Origin of the sequence: Chromobacterium alkanivorans, assembly GCF_016937655.1 — a bacterium.
GTDB classification, from domain to species: Bacteria; Pseudomonadota; Gammaproteobacteria; order Burkholderiales; family Chromobacteriaceae; genus Chromobacterium; species Chromobacterium alkanivorans.
Genome location: NZ_JAFHKL010000004.1, coordinates 144,826 through 164,475, shown reverse-complemented (window position 1 = coordinate 164,475; position 19,650 = coordinate 144,826). Strand labels below are relative to the sequence as shown.

The following is a 19,650-nucleotide window of genomic DNA, read 5'->3' as shown; positions in this document are numbered from 1 at the left end:
CGCGCCTGTCCCCTGACTGGAGACGCAATGAAAGCTCTGCTCGACCTCTTTAAGCAAGTTACGCAAGAAGAAGAGTTTGATGCGATTAAGATCGGCATCGCCTCGCCTGACAAGATCCGTTCCTGGTCTTATGGTGAAGTAAAAAAGCCTGAAACCATCAACTACCGTACCTTCAAACCGGAACGCGACGGCCTGTTCTGCGCGCGCATCTTCGGACCGGTGAAGGACTATGAGTGCTTGTGCGGCAAGTACAAGCGCCTGAAGCATCGCGGCGTGATCTGCGAGAAGTGCGGCGTGGAAGTCACCTTGTCCAAGGTGCGTCGCGAGCGCATGGGCCACATCGAGCTGGCCAGCCCGACCGCGCACATCTGGTTCCTGAAGTCGCTGCCGTCGCGTCTGGGCATGGTGCTGGACATGACGCTGCGCGACATCGAGCGCGTGCTGTACTTCGAAGCGTTCGTGGTGACCGATCCGGGCATGACCCCGCTGCAATACCGTCAACTGCTGACCGAAGAGGACTTCCTGGACAAGGAAGACCAGTACGGTGAGGAATTCGTCGCCATGATGGGCGCCGAGGCGGTCAAGGAATTGCTGAAAAAGCTGAACCTGGACAGCGAGATCGAGACCCTGCGCGCCGAACTCAAGGCCACCAGCTCCGACACCAAGATCAAGAAGATCTCCAAGCGCCTGAAAGTGCTGGAGGCCTTCCAGCGTTCCGGCATGAAGCCGGAATGGATGATCCTGGAAGTGCTGCCGGTGTTGCCGCCGGAACTGCGTCCGCTGGTGCCGCTGGACGGCGGTCGCTTCGCGACTTCCGATCTGAACGATCTGTACCGCCGCGTGATCAACCGCAACAACCGTCTGAAGCGTCTGCTGGAACTGCGCGCGCCGGACATCATCGTGCGCAACGAGAAGCGCATGCTGCAGGAATCGGTTGACTCGCTGCTGGACAACGGCCGTCGCGGCAAGGCGATGACCGGCGCCAACAAGCGTCCGCTGAAATCGCTGGCCGACATGATCAAGGGCAAGGGCGGTCGTTTCCGTCAGAACTTGCTGGGTAAGCGCGTGGACTACTCCGGTCGTTCCGTGATTACCGTGGGCCCGACCCTGCGTCTGCACCAGTGCGGCCTGCCGAAGAAGATGGCGCTGGAACTGTTCAAGCCCTTCATCTTCCACAAGCTGGAAGTAATGGGCCTGGCATCCACCATCAAGGCGGCCAAGAAGCTGGTAGAGCAGGAAGTGCCGGAAGTTTGGGACATCCTGGAAGACGTGATTCGCGAGCATCCGGTACTGCTGAACCGTGCGCCGACGCTGCACCGTCTGGGCATTCAGGCGTTTGAGCCGGTGCTGATCGAAGGCAAGGCCATCCAGTTGCACCCGCTGGTCTGCGCGGCGTTCAACGCCGACTTCGACGGTGACCAGATGGCCGTTCACGTGCCGCTGTCGCTGGAAGCGCAGATGGAAGCCCGCACCCTGATGCTGGCCACCAACAACGTGCTGTCCCCGGCCAACGGCGATCCTATCATCGTGCCGTCGCAGGATATCGTGTTGGGTCTGTACTACATGACCCGCGACAAGGTGAATGGCAAGGGCGAAGGCATGGTGTTCGCGGACACCAAGGAAGTGCATCGCGCCTACGAAACCCGTCAGGTCGAACTGGCGACGCGCATTACCGTGCGTTTGCGCGAATGGGAAAAGGACGAGCAGGGCGAGTTCCAGCCGGTGATCAAGCGTTACGACACCACCGTGGGCCGCGCCATCCTGTCCGACATCCTGCCGAAAGGCCTGCCGTTCGAGCACATCAACAAGGCGCTGAAGAAGAAGGAAATCTCCAAGCTGATCAACGTATCGTTCCGCCGTTGCGGCATCCGCGATACCGTGATCTTCGCCGACCAGTTGATGTACACCGGTTTCGCCTACTCTACTCGCGGCGGCATCTCCATTTGCGTGGACGATATGCAGATCCCGGCCAAGAAGGTCGACCTGCTTGCCGACGCGCAGAAGGAAGTCAAAGAGATCGAAGAGCAGTACCGTCAAGGTCTGGTGACCCAGGGCGAACGCTACAACAAGGTAGTGGACATCTGGGGCCGCACCGGCGACAAGATCGCCAAGGCGATGATGGACGAGCTGTCCAAGCAGAAGGTGCTGGACCGCGAAGGCAAGGAAGTCGATCAGGAATCCTTCAACTCCATTTACATGATGGCCGACTCGGGCGCGCGGGGTTCCGCCGCCCAGATCAAGCAGCTGGCCGGCATGCGGGGTCTGATGGCCAAGCCGGACGGCTCGATTATCGAGACGCCGATTACCGCGAACTTCCGCGAAGGCCTGACCGTACTGCAGTACTTTATTTCCACTCACGGTGCGCGTAAGGGTCTGGCGGATACCGCCTTGAAGACCGCGAACTCCGGTTACCTGACCCGTCGTCTGGTCGACGTGACCCAGGATCTGGTGGTGATCGAGGACGATTGCGGCACCAGCAACGGCTTCACCATGAAGGCCGTGTTGCAGGGCGGCGACGTGATCGAACCGCTGCGCGACCGCATTCTGGGCCGCGTGGCCGCGATCGACCTGGTGGATCCGTCCACAGGCGAGACCGTGATCGAAGCCGGCACGCTGCTGGACGAGCAACTGGTGGACGTGGTGGACAGCCTCGGCATCGACGAGGTGAAAGTTCGCACCGCCATCACTTGCGACACCCGCTACGGTCTGTGCGCCAAGTGCTACGGTCGCGACCTGGCGCGCGGCAAGCGCGTCAACGCCGGCGAAGCCATTGGCGTGATCGCCGCCCAGTCCATCGGTGAACCGGGCACCCAGCTGACCATGCGTACCTTCCACATCGGTGGTGCGGCGTCGCGAAACGCGGCGGCGAGCCAGGTGGAAGGCAAGTCCAACGGCACCGTGCGCTTCTCCAGTCAGATGCGCTATGTGGCGAACACCAAGGGCGAACTCATCGTCATCACCCGCTCCGGCGAAGTGGTGATCCACGACGATATGGGCCGCGAGCGCGAGCGTCACAAAGTGCCGTACGGCGCGACCCTGATGGTGACCGACGGTCTGCAGATCAAGGCCGGCGCCGTGTTGGCCACTTGGGACCCGCACACCCGCCCGATCATCACCGAGTACGCTGGCCGCGTGAAGTTCGAAAACGTGGAAGAGGGCAACACCGTTGCCAAGCAGACTGACGAAGTGACCGGTCTGTCGACGCTGGTGGTTATCGATCCGAAGCGCCGCGCCGGTTCGCAGTCCAAGATGCTGCGTCCTCTGGTGAAGCTGCTGGACGACAACGGCAACGAAGTGAAGCTGGCCGGTTCCGAAGCCTCGGTATCGATCACCTTCCAGGTGGGCGCCATTATCACGGTGCGCGACGGTCAGGAAGTGGGCAAGGGCGAAGTGCTGGCCCGCATCCCGCAGGAATCGTCCAAGACCCGCGATATTACCGGTGGTCTGCCGCGTGTGGCCGAGCTGTTCGAAGCGCGTTCGCCGAAAGACGCCGGCATGCTGGCGGAAGTGACCGGTACGATCTCCTTCGGCAAGGACACCAAGGGCAAGCAGCGCCTGATCATCACCGATCTGGAAGGCAACGGTTACGAAAACCTGATCCCGAAAGACAAGCACGTGCTGGTGCACGATGGTCAGGTGGTGAACCGCGGCGAATCCATCGTGGACGGCCCGGTGGACCCGCACGACATCCTGCGTCTGCAGGGTATCGAGGCGCTGGCCCGCTACATCGTCCAAGAGGTGCAGGAGGTGTATCGTCTGCAGGGCGTGAAGATCAACGACAAGCACATCGAGGTGATCATTCGCCAGATGCTGCGTCGCGTGATCATCTCCGACAGCGGCGACACCGAGTTCATCCAGGGTGAGCAGGTGGAGCGCGCCGACGCGCTGGAAATGAACGACAAGATGCTGGCGGAAGGCCGCGAGCCCGCGCAGTACGAAAACGTGCTGCTGGGTATCACCAAGGCCTCCTTGTCCACCGACTCGTTCATCTCCGCGGCTTCCTTCCAGGAAACCACCCGCGTGCTGACCGAAGCGGCGATCATGGGCAAGAAGGACGATCTGCGTGGTCTGAAGGAAAACGTGATCGTTGGCCGTCTGATCCCGGCGGGTACCGGCCTGGCTTACCACCGCACCCGTCGCGGTTCGACCCAGCACACGCTGGAAGCGGCCGAAGCCCAGTTCTTCGACATCGCTCCGGCCGACGCGCTCGACAGCAACGAATAACGCTTAGTCGTCCTGGCCGGAAGGGGCGGAATTGCCCGCCTCCGCCGGTCCTGACGCAAAGTGTTGAAAAAACGCTGCCCTATCAACGGTTAAGGTGATGGGGCGGCGTTGTTTTCATTGACGGTAGGACGTTGACTAAAATATAATCCTCCGTCCTTTCTGGCGGCGTGTTGCCGTTGGAGAGCTTCAACTAGGAACTGATAGTAATGCCAACCATTAACCAACTCGTTCGCAAAGGCCGCGTCGCCATCAAGGCGAAGAGCAAGGTGCCTGCGCTGGAAGCCTGCCCGCAGAAGCGTGGCGTGTGCACCCGTGTCTACACCACCACTCCGAAGAAGCCGAACTCGGCTCTGCGTAAAGTGTGCAAGGTTCGTCTGACCAACGGTTTCGAAGTGATTTCCTACATCGGTGGTGAAGGCCACAACCTGCAGGAACACTCCGTAGTGCTGCTCCGCGGCGGTCGTGTAAAAGACTTGCCGGGCGTTCGCTACCACACCGTTCGCGGCTCCCTCGACACCGCAGGTGTTAAAGACCGTAAACAGGCTCGTTCCAAGTACGGCGCCAAGCGTCCCAAGTAATTGGGGTGCTCTCAAGGCGGCCTGATCAACACTCAGGGTCGTCTAGTAAGTGACTGCTCCATTGGGTAGTCATGAGCCCAAGCTCAACTGAATAATCTAAGGAAGTAACATGCCACGTCGCAGAGAAGTCCCCAAGCGCGAAATCCTGCCGGATCCGAAGTTCGGTTCCCAGGACCTGTCCAAGTTCATGAACGTAGTCATGATCGATGGCAAGAAATCCGTTGCAGAGCGCATCATTTACGGTGCTCTGGAGCAGATCGAAAAGAAATCCGGCAAAAACGCCCTGGAAGTGTTCAACGCAGCACTGTCCAACGCCAAGCCGGTAGTTGAAGTAAAAAGCCGCCGCGTAGGCGGTGCCAACTATCAAGTTCCTGTTGAAGTACGTCCGTCGCGTCGTATGGCTCTGGCCATGCGTTGGCTGCGCGACGCTGCGCGCAAGCGCGGCGAAAAGTCCATGGACCTGCGCCTGGCTGGTGAGTTGCTCGACGCGGCCGAAGGCCGTGGCGGCGCGATGAAGAAGCGTGACGAAGTGCACCGCATGGCAGAAGCCAACAAGGCCTTCTCGCACTTCCGCTTCTAAGCAGACCCACTATTTAAGGTGTAGATCGTGGCAAGGAAAACCCCCATTGAGCGTTACCGTAACATCGGTATCTCTGCTCACATTGACGCCGGTAAGACGACCACTACCGAGCGTATTCTGTTTTACACCGGCGTGAACCACAAGCTGGGCGAGGTTCATGACGGCGCTGCCACCACCGACTGGATGGAGCAGGAGCAGGAGCGTGGCATTACCATCACCTCCGCTGCTGTGACCACCTTCTGGAAAGGTATGGGGATGCAGTTCCCCGAGCACCGCTTCAACATCATCGACACCCCGGGACACGTGGACTTTACCATTGAGGTAGAGCGTTCCATGCGCGTTCTGGACGGCGCGGTGATGGTGTACTGCGCGGTGGGCGGCGTTCAGCCCCAGTCTGAAACCGTATGGCGTCAGGCTAACAAGTACAAAGTTCCGCGTATCGCTTTCGTGAACAAGATGGACCGTCAAGGCGCCAACTTCTTCCGTGCGGTTGAACAGGTGAAGACTCGCCTGCGCGGCAACCCGGTGCCCATCGTCGTGCCTATCGGCGCGGAAGACGGCTTCACCGGCGTGGTTGACCTGCTGAAGATGAAGGCCATCATCTGGGATGAAGCTTCCCAGGGTATGAAATTCGAATACGGCGAGATCCCGGCCGACCTGGTTTCCGTGGCTGAAGAATGGCGCGAGAAGATGGTTGAAGCCGCCGCCGAAGTCAGCGACGAGATGATGGACAAGTACTTGGGCGGCGAAACGCTGACCGAGGAAGAAATCATCGCCGGTCTGCGCGAGCGTACCCTGCGTTGCGAAATTCAGCCGATGCTGTGCGGCTCCGCGTTCAAGAACAAGGGTGTTCAGCGCATGCTGGACGCCGTGGTTGAACTGCTGCCGGCGCCGATCGACATTCCGGCTATCGCGGGTGAAACCGACGGCAAGCCGGCCGAGCGTCACGCTTCCGACGACGAGCCGTTCTCGGCTCTGGCGTTCAAGCTGATGAACGACCCGTACGTTGGTCAGCTGACCTTCTTCCGCGTCTACTCCGGTGTGGTGAAGTCCGGTGATACCGTGCTGAACTCCATCAAGGGCAAGAAAGAGCGTATCGGCCGTATCGTGCAGATGATGGCGAACGACCGTATCGAGCTGGAAGAAGTGCGCGCAGGCGACATCGCCGCCGCCATCGGCCTGAAAGAAGTGACCACCGGCGAAACCCTGTGCGATCTGAACGCCGAAATCATCCTGGAGCGCATGGAGTTCCCGGAGCCGGTGATTCACGTTGCCGTTGAGCCGAAGACCAAGGCCGACCAGGAGAAGATGGGCGTTGCCCTGAACCGCCTGGCCAAGGAAGACCCGTCGTTCCGCGTGCGTACCGACGAAGAATCCGGCCAGACCATTATTTCCGGTATGGGCGAACTGCACCTGGAAATTCTGGTTGACCGCATGAAGCGCGAATTTGGCGTTGAAGCCAACGTTGGCGCTCCGCAAGTGGCTTACCGCGAAACCATTACCAAAACCGTTACCGACGTTGACGGCAAGCACGTCAAGCAGTCCGGTGGTAAGGGTCAGTACGGCCACGCAGTCATTACCCTGGAGCCGTCCGGCGAGGGCAATGGCTACAAGTTTGTCGACGAGATCAAGGGTGGCGTGATTCCGCGTGAATTCATCCCGTCCGTGGACAAGGGTATTCAAAACACCCTGTCCAGCGGTATTCTCGCCGGCTTCCCGGTGGTTGACGTTACCGTGCGTCTGACCTTCGGTTCCTACCACGACGTCGACTCCTCGCAGATCGCGTTCGAACTGGCTGGCTCCCTGGCATTCAAAGAAGCCATGCGCCGCGCCGGTCCGTGCATCCTCGAGCCGATGATGGCGGTGGAAGTGGAAACTCCGGAAGAGTACATGGGCGATGTGATGGGCGACTTGAACCGTCGTCGCGGCATCGTTCAGGGTATGGACGACGATGGTTTGGGTGGCAAGAAGATCAAGGCCGAAGTACCGCTGGCCGAGATGTTCGGTTACTCCACCGACCTGCGTTCCGCTACCCAGGGTCGTGCGACCTACTCCATGGAGTTCAAGCACTACTCCGAAGCTCCGAAGCATGTTGCCGACGCCGTAATGGCCGCTCGCAAGTAATGCGCGCTGAGGCTGGCCGGGCCGTGAGGTCCGGTCAGTCCCGATCTAATGTTCTTTAATTAAGGATTTTTGCAAAATGGCAAAAGAAAAGTTTGAGCGGACCAAACCGCACGTAAACGTAGGCACCATCGGTCACGTGGACCATGGTAAAACCACTCTGACCGCTGCTATCACCACCATTCTGTCCAAGAAGTTCGGCGGCGAAGCCAAAGACTACTCCCAGATCGACAGCGCGCCGGAAGAGAAGGCTCGTGGTATTACCATCAATACCGCCCACGTAGAATACGAAACCGAGTCCCGCCACTACGCTCACGTAGACTGCCCGGGTCACGCCGACTACGTTAAGAACATGATTACCGGTGCCGCCCAGATGGACGGCGCTATCCTGGTGTGCTCGGCCGCTGACGGTCCGATGCCGCAAACCCGCGAACACATCCTGCTGTCCCGTCAGGTTGGCGTTCCGTACATCATCGTGTTCCTGAACAAGGCCGACCTGGTGGACGACGCTGAGCTGCTGGAACTGGTTGAAATGGAAGTGCGCGATCTGCTGTCTTCCTACGACTTCCCGGGCGACGACACCCCGGTGGTGATCGGCTCCGCTCGTCTGGCGCTGGAAGGCGACCAGTCCGAATACGGCGAACCGGCCATCTTCAAGCTGGCTGCTGCTCTGGATTCCTACATCCCGACTCCGGAACGCGCCATCGACAAGCCGTTCCTGCTGCCGATCGAAGACGTGTTCTCGATCTCCGGCCGCGGCACCGTGGTGACCGGTCGCGTTGAGCGCGGCATTGTTAAAGTCGGCGAAGAACTGGAAATCGTGGGCCTGAAGGCTACCGCGAAGACCACTTGCACCGGCGTGGAAATGTTCCGCAAGCTGCTGGACCAAGGTCAAGCCGGCGACAACGTGGGCGTGCTGCTGCGCGGCACCAAGCGTGAAGACGTTGAGCGTGGTCAGGTTCTGGCCAAGCCGGGTACCATCACCCCGCACACCAAGTTCCAGGCTTCGGTATACGTACTGAGCAAAGACGAAGGTGGCCGTCACACCCCGTTCTTCGCTAACTACCGTCCGCAGTTCTACTTCCGCACCACCGACGTAACGGGCGCCGTTACTCTGGCGGAAGGCGTGGAAATGGTAATGCCGGGCGACAACGTGGAGATCACTGTTGAGCTGATCGCTCCGATCGCCATGGAAGATGGTCTGCGTTTCGCCATCCGCGAAGGCGGTCGTACCGTCGGCGCCGGCGTTGTTGCCAAGATCATCGCTTAAGGATCGGAGAATCTAATGTCTAGCCAGAAAATCCGCATCCGCCTGAAAGCTTTCGATTACAACCTGATCGATCGCTCCGCTCAGGAAATCGTTGAAACCGCCAAGCGCACCGGCGCCGTTGTTAAAGGCCCGGTTCCGCTGCCGACCAAAATCGAGCGTTTCAACGTTCTGCGTTCCCCGCACGTGAACAAGACTTCCCGCGACCAGCTGGAAATCCGCACTCACCTGCGTCTGATGGACATCGTGGATCCGACCGACAAGACCGTCGACGCTCTGATGAAGCTCGACCTGCCGGCCGGTGTTGATGTGGAAATCAAGCTGCAGTAATCGCTTAAGTTCAAGGGTTTGCGAGCTAAGTTCTTGCGATTCTTGAATTTTCTGTGATACATTAGCGGACTCGCCATTTTGGCGAGTCCGTTTTTGTTTTTTCTGTCGTGTTTTTTATGCCGGTCAATCGTAATCGGCGCCTGAAAAAGGAAATAAACATGAGTTTAGGTCTTGTCGGTCGCAAAGTCGGCATGACCCGCATTTTTGCCGAAGATGGCGCAACCATCCCGGTAACTGTGCTGGACATGTCCGCTAACCGCGTCACGCAAATCAAAACTGCTGAAACCGACGGCTACAATGCCGTGCAGGTTACCTATGGCTCCAAAAAGGCCAGCCGTGTTGTTAAGGCTGCCGCGGGCCACTTCGCCAAGGCTGGCGTTGAAGCAGGTCTGGGTCTGGTCGAGTTTCCTCTGACCGCCTCCGATCTGTCCAACTTCAAGCCGGGCGATGCCATCGCTGTTGAGATCTTCACCGTTGGTCAACTGGTTGATGTAACCGGCACCTCCAAAGGTAAAGGCTTCTCCGGCGTGATCAAGCGTCACAACTTCTCTTCCAACCGTGCTTCCCATGGTAACTCGCGTTCGCATAACACGCCGGGTTCCATCGGTCAGGCGCAAGATCCGGGCCGCGTTTTCCCGGGTAAGCGCATGGCGGGCCAATACGGTAACGTCAAGAGCACCGTGCAGTGCCTGGAAATCGTTCGTGTCGATGCCGAGCGTCAACTGATTCTGGTTAAAGGTGCTGTTCCTGGCGCCAAGAACGGTGACGTAGTCGTTCGTCCTAGCGTGAAGGCAGGTGCGTGATGGAATTGAATGTAATCAATACCCAAGGCAAGGCTGTTGGCAGCCTGCAAGTGTCCGACTCTTTGTTCGGCCGCGAGTACAACGAAGCCCTGGTGCACCAGGTCGTTACCGCATTCCTGGCGAATGCTCGTAGCGCCAACCGCGCCCAGCTGACCCGTGCTGAAGTGAAGCACTCGACCAAGAAGCCTTTCCGTCAGAAAGGTACTGGTAACGCTCGTGCCGGTATGACTTCCACCCCGAACCGTCGTGGTGGTGGCCGTGCCTTCCCGAACAAGCCGGACGAGAACTTCACCCAGAAAGTTAACCGCAAGATGTTCCGTGCAGGCATGGCCGCGATTCTGTCGCAGCTGGTCCGCGACGAGCGTCTGATCGTGGTTGACGAACTGAACGTTGAAAGCCCGAAGACCAAAGAATTCGTTGGCGCCGTTCAGCCCATGGGCCTGGAGCAAGCTTTGTTCATCACTAGCGAGCTGAGCGAAAACCTCTATCTCTCTTCGCGTAACCTGACGAACGTGCTGGTTATCGAAGCGGTTCAAGCTGACCCGTACAGCCTGTTGCGCTTCAAGAAGACCGTGATCACTCGCGACGCTGTGAAGCAACTTGAGGAGCAGTGGGCATGAATCAAGAACGTCTGTTGCAAGTAATTCTTGCTCCCATCGTTTCCGAAAAGAGCACCATGATTGCTGAGAAGAACCAGCAAATGGCGTTCCGCGTTGCCAAAGATGCGACCAAGCCGGAAATCAAGGCTGCTGTTGAAATGCTGTTCAATGTAAAAGTTGAAGGCGTTTCCACTGTCAATGTCAAGGGCAAGGTTAAGCGCTTTGGCCGTTCCATCGGTCGTCGCAGTGACTGGAAAAAGGCCTACGTTAGCCTGGTGGAAGGTCAAGAAATTGATCTGACCGCTACCCCGGCCGCAGCGGAGTAAGGAGATAGAGCATGCCTATCGTTAAGGTAAAACCGACTTCCGCGGGCCGCCGTGCCGTTGTCAAGGTAGTAAACCCTGACCTGCACAAAGGTGCTCCGCACGCCGCCCTGCTGGAAAAGAAATCTTCCACCGGTGGCCGTAACCACAATGGTCACATCACCACGCGTCATCGTGGCGGTGGCCATAAGAAGCACTACCGCATCATCGACTTCCGTCGCAACAAGGATGGCATCCCGGCGAAAGTGGAACGCATCGAATACGATCCGAACCGCACCGCCCACATCGCCCTCCTGTGCTACGCCGATGGCGAGCGTCGCTACATCATCGCCCCGCGCGGTGTGAAAGCCGGCGCCGAGCTGTTGTCCGGCGCGGAAGCTCCGATCAAGGCCGGTAACGCTCTGCCGATCCGCAATATCCCGGTGGGTACCACTATCCACTGCGTGGAAATGCAGCCTGGCAAGGGCGCCCAGATGGTTCGTTCCGCTGGCGCATCCGCGATGCTGCTGGCTCGCGAAGGCGCTTACGCTCAGCTGCGTCTGCGTTCGGGCGAAATTCGCCTGGTGCACGTTGATTGCCGAGCGACTGTTGGTGAAGTGGGTAACGAAGAGCACTCCCTGCGCAAGCTGGGCAAGGCTGGCGCTACTCGCTGGCGCGGTATCCGCCCGACCGTTCGTGGCGTTGCCATGAACCCGGTTGACCACCCGCACGGTGGTGGTGAAGGCCGTACTGGCGAAGGCCGCGTGCCGGTTAGCCCGTGGGGCACTCCGACTAAGGGCTTCCGTACCCGTCGCAACAAGCGTACCGACAATATGATCGTACGCCGTCGCTATTCCAAAAAAGGGTAATTGACAATGGCACGTTCGCAGAAAAAAGGCCCGTTCGTTGATCTGCATCTGCTGAAAAAAGTAGATGCGGTGCGGGCAACCAGCGACAAGCGTCCGATCAAGACTTGGTCCCGTCGTTCGACCATCCTGCCGGATTTCATTGGTCTGACCATCGCTGTGCACAACGGTCGCACCCATGTGCCTGTTTATGTTTCCGAAAACATGGTCGGCCATAAACTGGGCGAATTCTCGCTGACTCGTACCTTCAAAGGCCACGCGGCCGATAAGAAGGCGAAGAAGAGATAAGGTGAAGCGATGAGAGTATCTGCAAATCTGAAAAGCGTTCGCCTGTCGGCACAAAAATGCCGCCTGGTGGCCGATCTGATCCGCGGCAAATCCGTTGATCAGGCTCTGAATATCTTGGCCTTCTCCCCGAAGAAGGGCGCGGTAATCATCAAGAAAGTGCTGGAATCTGCCATCGCTAACGCCGAGCACAATGAAGGCGCCGACATCGACACCCTGCGTGTCACCGGCATCTTTGTTGACAAAGGCGCTAGTCTGAAGCGTTTCACCGCCCGTGCTAAGGGTCGTGGTAACCGCATCGAAAAGCAGACCTGCCACATCTCGTTGACCGTTGGCAATTAAGGGGTAAGAAATGGGTCAGAAGATTCATCCGACGGGATTCCGTCTTGCCGTTAACAAAAACTGGTCTTCCAAGTGGTTCGCGAATTCGCAGAACTTCCCGGAAATGCTGAAGCAGGATATCGAAGTTCGCGAATTCCTGAAAAAGCGTCTGGGTCACGCTTCGGTTGGCCGTGTGACCATCGAGCGCCCGGCTAAGTCCGCCCGCATCACCATCCACAGCGCCCGTCCGGGTGTTGTGATCGGTAAAAAAGGCGAAGACATCGAGCTGCTCAAGCAAGAGCTGCAAAAGCGCCTGGGCGTTCCTGTGCATGTGAACATCGAAGAAGTTCGCAAGCCGGAACTGGACGCTCAAATCATCGCCGACGGCATCGCTTCCCAGCTGGAGAAGCGCGTGATGTTCCGTCGCGCCATGAAGCGCTCTATGCAAAACGCAATGCGCATGGGCGCTCAAGGCATCAAGATCATGAGCTCCGGCCGTCTGAACGGTATCGACATCGCTCGTAGCGAATGGTACCGCGAAGGCCGCGTGCCGCTGCATACCCTGCGCGCAGACGTAGACTACGCAACCTCCGAAGCCAAGACCACCTACGGGATCATCGGCATCAAGGTATGGGTATACAAGGGCGAGCTCAAGCCGGGTCAAGTTCAGCCGGCTCCGGTAGCGACCGAGAAGAAATCGAGAAAGGGTGCTCGAAATGCTGCAGCCAACTAGACTCAAGTACCGTAAACAGCATAAAGGCCGCAACACGGGTATCGCTACTCGTGGCAACAAAGTGAGCTTTGGTGATTTCGGTCTGAAGGCGGTTGGTCGTGGTCGTCTGACCGCGCGCCAGATCGAAGCTGCGCGTCGCGCGATGACCCGTCACATCAAACGTGGCGGCCGCATCTGGATCCGCATCTTCCCGGACAAGCCGATCACCTCCAAGCCTGCTGAAGTTCGTATGGGCGGGGGTAAAGGCTCTCCGGAGTACTACGTGGCCGAAATCCAGCCTGGCAAGATGCTGTATGAAATGGATGGTGTTTCCGAGGAACTCGCTCGCGAAGCTTTCCGTCTGGCCGCAGCCAAGTTGCCGATCGCCACTGTGTTTGTAACTAGACAGGTAGGTCAGTAATGAAAGCGTCCGAACTGAAAGCCAAAACTGTTGACGAGCTGAAGGCGGAACTGCTTAGCCTCTTGAAGGCCCAGTTTGCTCTGCGCATGCAGCACGCCACTCAGCAACTCGCCAAGACCTCTGAACTGAAGAAAGTACGTCGCGACATCGCTCGCGTGCGCACCGTTCTGAAAGAAAAGGCAGTTTAAGATGAGCGAAACCAAAGTGGTACGTACGCTGACCGGTACCGTAGTCAGCGACAAGATGGATAAGACCGTGACCGTACTGGTCGAGCGCAAAGTAAAGCACCCGATCTACGGCAAAATTATCCGTCGTTCTAAGAAGTTCCACGCGCACGACGAGAACAACGAGTTCAAGGCCGGCGATATCGTTGTTATCAGCGAGTCCCGTCCGCTCTCGAAGACCAAGACGTGGGTGGTAACTGCCCTGGTAGAGAAATCCCGCCAGGTGTAAAGACTTGCAGGGGGCGAAAGCTCCCTGTATAATGGCCATCTTCCTACTCCTATCGAGTAGGAGTTCCGCCCTTACGGGGTCCAAAACTGGCCGTTGGATACGCCACAGTTTCTGTGGCGTTTCGTCTGTTTGGTCTTGCTCTTATGCGAGAAACCGGCAGGTGAGAGTGACGGATAAAGTTGGATTAGAAAGGTAATCATCACATGATCCAAATGCAGACCATGCTTGAGGTCGCTGACAATACAGGTGCGCGTCACGTTATGTGCATCAAGGTATTGGGCGGTTCCAAGCGTCGCTATGCAAGCGTAGGCGACATCATCAAGGTGACCATCAAGGATGCTGCACCGCGCGGACGCGTCAAAAAAGGCGACGTTTACAACGCGGTTGTGGTTCGCACTGCCAAAGGCGTGCGTCGTCCTGATGGCTCGTTGATCAAGTTCGACGGCAATGCCGCCGTCCTGCTCAACAACAAGCTTGAGCCTATCGGCACTCGTATCTTCGGGCCTGTTACGCGTGAACTGCGTACCGAGCGCTTCATGAAGATCGTTTCGCTGGCTCCTGAAGTACTGTAAGGAGATCGCATGCGCAAAATTCGCAAGGGTGATGAAGTCGTAGTAATCACCGGCAAAGACAAAGGTAAGCGCGGCACCGTTCTGCGCGTTCTGGACGAGAAACTGGTTGTTGAAGGCGTGAATGTCGCCAAGAAACACCAGAAGCCGAATCCGGTGCGTGGCGTGGCCGGCGGCATCGTTGAAAAGACCATGCCTGTTGACGCATCGAACGTCGCCATTTTCAATCCGGCAAGCCAAAAGGCTGACCGCGTAGGCTTCAAGGTTCTTGAAGACGGCCGCAAGGTACGCGTGTTCAAGTCCAACGGCGAAGTCATTGGCGCGTAAGGAACAAAACATGGCACGTCTCTACGATTTCTACAAAGACACCGTAGTGCCTGAACTGATGAAACAGTTCGGCTACAAGTCGATCATGCAAGTCCCGCGCATTGAGAAGATCACTGTGAACATGGGTGTGGGCGAAGCTGTTGCCGATAAAAAGGTAATGGATTTCGCCGTGGGCGACCTGGAAAAGATCGCCGGCCAGAAGCCGGTTGTCACCACCGCTCGCAAATCCATCGCAGGCTTCAAGATTCGTGATCACTACCCGGTAGGTTGCAAGGTAACTCTGCGTCGCGAACGCATGTACGAGTTCCTGGACCGCCTGGTGACGATCGCGCTGCCGCGCGTTCGCGACTTCCGTGGTGTTTCCGCCAAGTCTTTCGACGGCCGCGGCAACTACAACATGGGCGTTAAAGAACAGATCATCTTCCCGGAAATCGAGTACGACAAGATCGATGCTCTGCGTGGTATGAACATTACTGTTACCACCACCGCGAAGACTGACGAAGAGGCCCGCGCTTTGCTGGCCGCGTTCAAGTTCCCGTTCAAGGGTTAAGCACATGGCAAAACTTGCACTGATTCAGCGCGAAGAGAAGCGTGTCAAGCTGGCTGCAAAATTTGCTGCCAAGCGCGAAGCCCTTATCGCGACTATCAACAATCAAAGCCTCTCGGAAGAAGAGCGCTTTGCAGCTCGCCTGCAACTGCAGCAGCTGCCGCGCAATGCTTCCCCGGTTCGCCAGCGTCGTCGCTGCGCCATTACCGGTCGTCCGCGTGGCGTATTCCGCAAATTCGGTCTGGGTCGTAACAAACTCCGTGAAATCGCTCTGAAGGGCGAGATTCCGGGGGTTGTGAAGGCCAGCTGGTAATAGGAGACACATAAATGAGCATGCACGATCCTATTTCCGATATGTTGACCCGCATCCGCAACGGCCAAATGGCTTCCAAGGTGGCTGTTTCCATGCCGTCTTCCAAGCTGAAAATTGCGCTGGCGCAGGTGTTGAAAGAAGAAGGCTACATCGAAGACTTCGCCGTTGCCGGCGAAGAGAAGAAGCCTGTTCTCGATATCCAGCTCAAGTACTATGCTGGCCGTCCGGTGATCGAGCGCATTGACCGCGTTTCCCGCCCTGGCCTGCGTGTGTACAAGGGCTCCACCGAAATCCCGAAAGTCATGAATGGCTTGGGCGTGGCTATCCTGTCCACCTCCAAAGGCGTTATGACTGATCGCAAAGCGCGCGCGGCCGGCATCGGCGGCGAGTTGCTGTGCGTCGTGGCTTAAGGGGGTCAAATGTCTCGCGTAGCTAAGAATCCCGTAGTCATCCCGGCTGGCGTCGAAGTGAAGTTCGGCGCTGCAGAAGTGACTGTTAAGGGCGCCCTGGGCTCCCTGAGCACCGCTCTGTGCGAAGAGGTAGATGTCAAGCTGGACAACGGCCAACTGACATTCGCCGCCAAGAACGACAGCAAATTCGCTCGTGCCATGTCCGGCACCCTGCGCGCGCTGCTGAACAATATGGTGACCGGCGTGTCCAAAGGCTTCGAGAAGAAGCTGCAGCTGGTAGGCGTGGGCTATCGTGCCCAGGCTCAAGGCGACACCCTGAACCTGTCTCTGGGTTTCTCCCACCCGGTGGCTCATCAAATGCCTGAAGGCGTTAAAGCTGAGACCCCGAGTCAGACCGAGATCCTGATCAAAGGCGCTGACAAACAGCGCGTTGGCCAGGTGGCTGCCGAAATCCGCGCTTACCGCGCTCCTGAGCCGTACAAAGGCAAGGGCGTTCGTTACGCTGATGAGGTTGTGGTTCTGAAAGAAACCAAGAAGAAGTAACTGAGGCACTGATATGGACAAGAAACAAGCTCGACTCCGCCGCGCACGTAAAACCCGTGCCCGGATCGCGGAGCTCAAGATGGTGCGTCTCACTGTGTATCGCACCAATAGCCACATTTATGCCCAGATCGTTGATGAGACCGGCAGCAAAGTACTGGCCAGCGCTTCTTCGCTGGAAGCCGACGTGCGCGCTGATCTCAAAAATGGCGGCAACGTGGCAACTGCAGCCGTGATCGGCAAGCGCATTGCTGAAAAAGCAAAAGCTGCTGGCATCGAGAAAGTTGCTTTCGACCGCTCTGGTTTCAAATACCACGGTCGTATGAAAGCGCTGGCTGACGCCGCTCGCGAACACGGTCTCGTATTCTAATTCGGAGTGAAGAATGGCTAAACACGAAACGGAAGATCGTGGCGACGGTCTGGTCGAGAAAATGATCAGCGTCAACCGCGTCACCAAAGTGGTTAAAGGCGGCCGTATCATGGCTTTCTCCGCCTTGACCGTGGTTGGTGATGGCGATGGCGGAATCGGCATGGGTAAGGGCCGTTCCAAGGAAGTTCCGGTTGCCGTACAAAAGGCAATGGAACAAGCTCGCCACAACATGGTTAAGGTTCCGTTGAAAAACGGCACTTTCCACCACACTGTGGTTGGCAAGCACGGCGCTACTACTGTATTCATCCAGCCCGCTAAAGAAGGTACCGGTGTGAAAGCCGGCGGCCCGATGCGCGCTATCTTTGATGCTATGGGTGTTCATAACGTCTCGGCAAAAATTCATGGTTCCACCAACCCGTACAACGTGGTGCGTGCAACTCTGGATGGTCTGAGCAACATCAACACCCCGGCGCAAATCGCCTCCAAGCGTGGCCTGAGCGTCGAGGACATCCTGGGGGTGAGCCATGAGTAACGCCAAGACTGTAAAGGTCACTCTGGTAAAGAGCCTGATCGGTCGCCTGGAGTCTCACAAGGCTTGCGCCCGTGGTCTGGGTCTGAAGAAGATTCGCCAGACTGTTGAAGTGCTCGATACCCCTGAAAACCGTGGCATGATCAACAAGATCAGCTACTTGTTGAAATTCGAGGGCTAAGAGATGCTGCTGAACACTGTACAGCCGGGTGCCGGCGCCAAGCATGCCAAGCGCCGTGTAGGCCGTGGCATCGGCAGCGGCCTGGGCAAGACTTGTGGCCGCGGTCACAAAGGTCAGAAGAGCCGTGCAGGTGGTTTCCACAAGGTTGGTTTCGAAGGCGGTCAAATGCCGCTGCAACGTCGTCTGCCGAAGCGCGGCTTCAAGTCGCTGAACGCAGGCAAGGTTGCCGAGATTCGCCTGTCCGAACTGAACCTGCTGCCGGTTGATGAAATCGACCTGCTCTCTCTCAAGCAAGCTGGTCTGGCTTCCATCCAGGTGACTTCCGCCAAGGTGGTGCTGTCCGGCAAGATTGAGCGCGCAGTAAAACTGCGCGGCGTTGGCGTAACCGCCGGCGCTCGCGCCGCCATCGAAGCTGCCGGCGGCAGCGTAGAATAAGGCAATAATCTGTGGCGAATACTTCTCTAGTGGCAAATGCCAATAAGTTTGGTGATCTCAAGCGTCGAATCTGGTTCCTGATTGGTGCCCTGATCGTTTATCGCATCGGTGCTCACATTCCGGTTCCGGGTATCAACCCTGCCGAGCTAGCGAAGTTGTTCCACTCATCGCAGACGGGCCTGCTCGACATGTTCAACATGTTCTCGGGCGGCGCCCTCTCGAGGTTTACGGTGTTTGCCATCGGCATCATGCCGTACATCTCGGCCTCCATCATTCTTCAGCTCGCCTCCGAGGTTCTTCCGAGCCTCAAGCAGCTGAAGAAGGAGGGCGATGCGGGACGTCGTAAGATAACCCAGTACACACGTTACGCCACCGTTTTGCTCGCGACTTTCCAAAGTTTCGGCATTGCGGTGATGCTGTACAAGCAGCCTAACCTGGTGGTGACTCCGCAGTGGGAGTTCTACCTGACGACAGTCGTATCGCTGGTAACCGGCACCATGTTCCTCATGTGGCTGGGCGAGCAGATCACCGAGCGCGGGATTGGCAACGGTATTTCGTTGATCATCTGCGCGGGTATCGCCGCTGGCGTTCCGGCTGCGATCGGCAAGACCTTGACTCTGACCAGTCAGGGTTCTTTGCCCATCCTGTTTGCCGTCGTGCTGTTTGTCGGAGTGATCGTAGTGACTTATGTGGTGGTGTACGCCGAGCGCGGCCAACGCAAAGTCCTGGTGAACTACGCCAAGCGTCAGGTCGGTAACCGCGTCATGCAGGGCCAGAGCACGCATCTGCCGCTCAAGCTCAACATGGCGGGGGTGATTCCGCCGATTTTCGCGTCCAGCATCATCCTGTTCCCGGCCACCGTTCTCGGCTGGTTCGGTCAGGGCGAGCACATGGGCTGGCTGAAGGGCATTGCAGACAAACTGCATCCCGGACAGCCGATCTACGTGCTGCTGTATGCGGCGGCCATCGTCTTCTTCTGCTATTTCTACACGGCGTTGGTGTTCAACCCGAAGGAAACGGCTGACAACCTGAAGAAGAGCGGTGCCTTCATCCCGGGTATTCGTCCAGGTGAGCAGACTTCCCGATACATCGAGAAGATCATTCTGCGGCTGACGCTGATTGGTGCGATCTATATCACACTGGTCTGCTTGCTGCCGGAATTCCTGATCTTGAAGTGGAACGTTCCGTTCTACTTCGGCGGCACTTCGCTGCTGATCATCGTGGTGGTAACCATGGATTTCATGGCGCAGGTACAGTCTTACGTGCTGTCGCATCAGTACGAGAGCTTGCTGAAGAAGGCCAACTTCAAAGGCAACGCGCTCACGCGCTGACAACTTGAGCTCACGCTGGGTTATTGGCTAAGGAAGACACCATCCAGATGCAGTGCGAAATTCCGAAGTTCGCTTCGGAGTTTTGCTTGTGAATGGACACGTGGTAACCGGGCACTTCAGGCGGGGTGCGATTGCGAAGGCATTCGCATCCAGTCTGACAGCCGCTTGGAGCGAGGGGCTTTCCCCTCGGTCCTGCTTGTCCCGGATAGTGTTCCGTGCGAAATAACGCACTTGCT

At 57.7% G+C, this 19,650-nt stretch carries 27 protein-coding genes; all 27 read left to right on the top strand.

Annotated features, from left to right (window positions below; all coding sequences use genetic code 11):
* The first annotated feature begins 27 nt into the window (after positions 1-27).
* The 27 genes from rpoC (at position 28) to secY (ending at position 19,414) form a co-directional block, all read left to right on the top strand.
* Positions 28-4,224 (top strand): DNA-directed RNA polymerase subunit beta', encoded by a 4,197-nt coding sequence (rpoC, locus tag JW897_RS08805; protein WP_048416066.1) that lies wholly within the window; start codon positions 28-30, stop codon positions 4,222-4,224.
* A gap of 206 nt (positions 4,225-4,430) precedes the next feature.
* Positions 4,431-4,802 carry a 30S ribosomal protein S12 gene (rpsL, locus tag JW897_RS08800; protein ID WP_019103491.1) on the top strand — a complete coding sequence of 124 codons (372 nt, stop codon included), beginning with the start codon at positions 4,431-4,433 and terminating at the stop codon, positions 4,800-4,802.
* A gap of 109 nt (positions 4,803-4,911) precedes the next feature.
* Positions 4,912-5,382, top strand: coding sequence for a 30S ribosomal protein S7 (gene rpsG / locus JW897_RS08795; protein WP_021479140.1), 471 nt, complete (start codon positions 4,912-4,914; stop codon positions 5,380-5,382).
* Positions 5,383-5,409: 27 nt separating this feature from the next.
* On the top strand, positions 5,410-7,506 hold the full coding sequence (gene fusA / locus JW897_RS08790; protein WP_048416065.1) for an elongation factor G: 2,097 nt from the start codon (positions 5,410-5,412) through the stop codon (positions 7,504-7,506).
* A 76-nt stretch (positions 7,507-7,582) separates the two neighbouring features.
* Positions 7,583-8,773: an elongation factor Tu gene (gene tuf / locus JW897_RS08785; protein WP_205465835.1), complete on the top strand. Its 1,191-nt coding sequence runs from the start codon at positions 7,583-7,585 to the stop codon at positions 8,771-8,773.
* A gap of 15 nt (positions 8,774-8,788) precedes the next feature.
* Entirely contained in the window at positions 8,789-9,100 is a 312-nt protein-coding gene (rpsJ, locus tag JW897_RS08780) for a 30S ribosomal protein S10 (protein ID WP_011137734.1), read from the top strand.
* A 158-nt stretch (positions 9,101-9,258) separates the two neighbouring features.
* Positions 9,259-9,903 carry a 50S ribosomal protein L3 gene (rplC, locus tag JW897_RS08775; protein WP_107797928.1) on the top strand — a complete coding sequence of 215 codons (645 nt, stop codon included), beginning with the start codon at positions 9,259-9,261 and terminating at the stop codon, positions 9,901-9,903.
* Entirely contained in the window at positions 9,903-10,523 is a 621-nt protein-coding gene (gene rplD, locus JW897_RS08770) for a 50S ribosomal protein L4 (protein WP_048413700.1), read from the top strand. Before rplC ends, rplD begins: the two co-directional genes overlap by 1 nt.
* Positions 10,520-10,828 (top strand): 50S ribosomal protein L23, encoded by a 309-nt coding sequence (gene rplW / locus JW897_RS08765; RefSeq protein WP_019100830.1) that lies wholly within the window; start codon positions 10,520-10,522, stop codon positions 10,826-10,828. The genes rplD and rplW overlap by 4 nt, the downstream gene beginning before the upstream one ends.
* Before the next feature lie 11 nt (positions 10,829-10,839).
* A complete protein-coding gene (gene rplB / locus JW897_RS08760; RefSeq protein ID WP_082158849.1) occupies positions 10,840-11,673 on the top strand; it encodes a 50S ribosomal protein L2 in 834 nt (277 codons plus the stop codon).
* A 6-nt stretch (positions 11,674-11,679) separates the two neighbouring features.
* The gene (gene rpsS / locus JW897_RS08755) at positions 11,680-11,958 is read left to right on the top strand and encodes a 30S ribosomal protein S19 (protein WP_019099947.1); all 279 of its coding nucleotides are present in this window, start codon (positions 11,680-11,682) and stop codon (positions 11,956-11,958) included.
* A gap of 9 nt (positions 11,959-11,967) precedes the next feature.
* Entirely contained in the window at positions 11,968-12,297 is a 330-nt protein-coding gene (gene rplV / locus JW897_RS08750) for a 50S ribosomal protein L22 (RefSeq protein WP_019099946.1), read from the top strand.
* A gap of 10 nt (positions 12,298-12,307) precedes the next feature.
* Positions 12,308-13,009, top strand: a complete 702-nt coding sequence (gene rpsC, locus JW897_RS08745; protein ID WP_048413702.1) for a 30S ribosomal protein S3 — start codon at positions 12,308-12,310, stop codon at positions 13,007-13,009.
* The gene (gene rplP / locus JW897_RS08740; RefSeq protein WP_019101458.1) at positions 12,993-13,409 is read left to right on the top strand and encodes a 50S ribosomal protein L16; all 417 of its coding nucleotides are present in this window, start codon (positions 12,993-12,995) and stop codon (positions 13,407-13,409) included. The genes rpsC and rplP overlap by 17 nt, the downstream gene beginning before the upstream one ends.
* A complete protein-coding gene (gene rpmC, locus JW897_RS08735) occupies positions 13,409-13,597 on the top strand; it encodes a 50S ribosomal protein L29 (protein WP_011137725.1) in 189 nt (62 codons plus the stop codon). Before rplP ends, rpmC begins: the two co-directional genes overlap by 1 nt.
* Before the next feature lies 1 nt (position 13,598).
* Positions 13,599-13,862, top strand: a complete 264-nt coding sequence (gene rpsQ / locus JW897_RS08730; protein ID WP_043594104.1) for a 30S ribosomal protein S17 — start codon at positions 13,599-13,601, stop codon at positions 13,860-13,862.
* Positions 13,863-14,065: 203 nt separating this feature from the next.
* Positions 14,066-14,434, top strand: a complete 369-nt coding sequence (gene rplN / locus JW897_RS08725; RefSeq protein ID WP_019104491.1) for a 50S ribosomal protein L14 — start codon at positions 14,066-14,068, stop codon at positions 14,432-14,434.
* A 9-nt stretch (positions 14,435-14,443) separates the two neighbouring features.
* Positions 14,444-14,758 (top strand): 50S ribosomal protein L24, encoded by a 315-nt coding sequence (gene rplX, locus JW897_RS08720; RefSeq protein WP_048413703.1) that lies wholly within the window; start codon positions 14,444-14,446, stop codon positions 14,756-14,758.
* A 10-nt stretch (positions 14,759-14,768) separates the two neighbouring features.
* The gene (rplE, locus tag JW897_RS08715) at positions 14,769-15,308 is read left to right on the top strand and encodes a 50S ribosomal protein L5 (RefSeq protein ID WP_019104493.1); all 540 of its coding nucleotides are present in this window, start codon (positions 14,769-14,771) and stop codon (positions 15,306-15,308) included.
* Between the two features lie 4 nt (positions 15,309-15,312).
* Entirely contained in the window at positions 15,313-15,618 is a 306-nt protein-coding gene (gene rpsN / locus JW897_RS08710) for a 30S ribosomal protein S14 (RefSeq protein ID WP_081546296.1), read from the top strand.
* A 14-nt stretch (positions 15,619-15,632) separates the two neighbouring features.
* Entirely contained in the window at positions 15,633-16,028 is a 396-nt protein-coding gene (rpsH, locus tag JW897_RS08705; protein ID WP_019104495.1) for a 30S ribosomal protein S8, read from the top strand.
* 9 nt (positions 16,029-16,037) lie between these two features.
* On the top strand, positions 16,038-16,571 hold the full coding sequence (rplF, locus tag JW897_RS08700) for a 50S ribosomal protein L6 (RefSeq protein WP_019104496.1): 534 nt from the start codon (positions 16,038-16,040) through the stop codon (positions 16,569-16,571).
* 13 nt (positions 16,572-16,584) lie between these two features.
* A complete protein-coding gene (gene rplR, locus JW897_RS08695) occupies positions 16,585-16,938 on the top strand; it encodes a 50S ribosomal protein L18 (RefSeq protein WP_048411919.1) in 354 nt (117 codons plus the stop codon).
* 13 nt (positions 16,939-16,951) lie between these two features.
* The gene (gene rpsE, locus JW897_RS08690) at positions 16,952-17,470 is read left to right on the top strand and encodes a 30S ribosomal protein S5 (protein WP_043594101.1); all 519 of its coding nucleotides are present in this window, start codon (positions 16,952-16,954) and stop codon (positions 17,468-17,470) included.
* Complete coding sequence (rpmD, locus tag JW897_RS08685; RefSeq protein WP_011137715.1) at positions 17,463-17,648, top strand: 50S ribosomal protein L30; 186 nt, start codon at positions 17,463-17,465, stop codon at positions 17,646-17,648. Before rpsE ends, rpmD begins: the two co-directional genes overlap by 8 nt.
* Positions 17,649-17,651: 3 nt before the next feature.
* Positions 17,652-18,083 carry a 50S ribosomal protein L15 gene (gene rplO / locus JW897_RS08680; RefSeq protein ID WP_048413704.1) on the top strand — a complete coding sequence of 144 codons (432 nt, stop codon included), beginning with the start codon at positions 17,652-17,654 and terminating at the stop codon, positions 18,081-18,083.
* Between the two features lie 11 nt (positions 18,084-18,094).
* Positions 18,095-19,414 (top strand): preprotein translocase subunit SecY, encoded by a 1,320-nt coding sequence (secY, locus tag JW897_RS08675; protein ID WP_039755684.1) that lies wholly within the window; start codon positions 18,095-18,097, stop codon positions 19,412-19,414.
* The last annotated feature ends 236 nt before the right edge of the window (positions 19,415-19,650 follow it).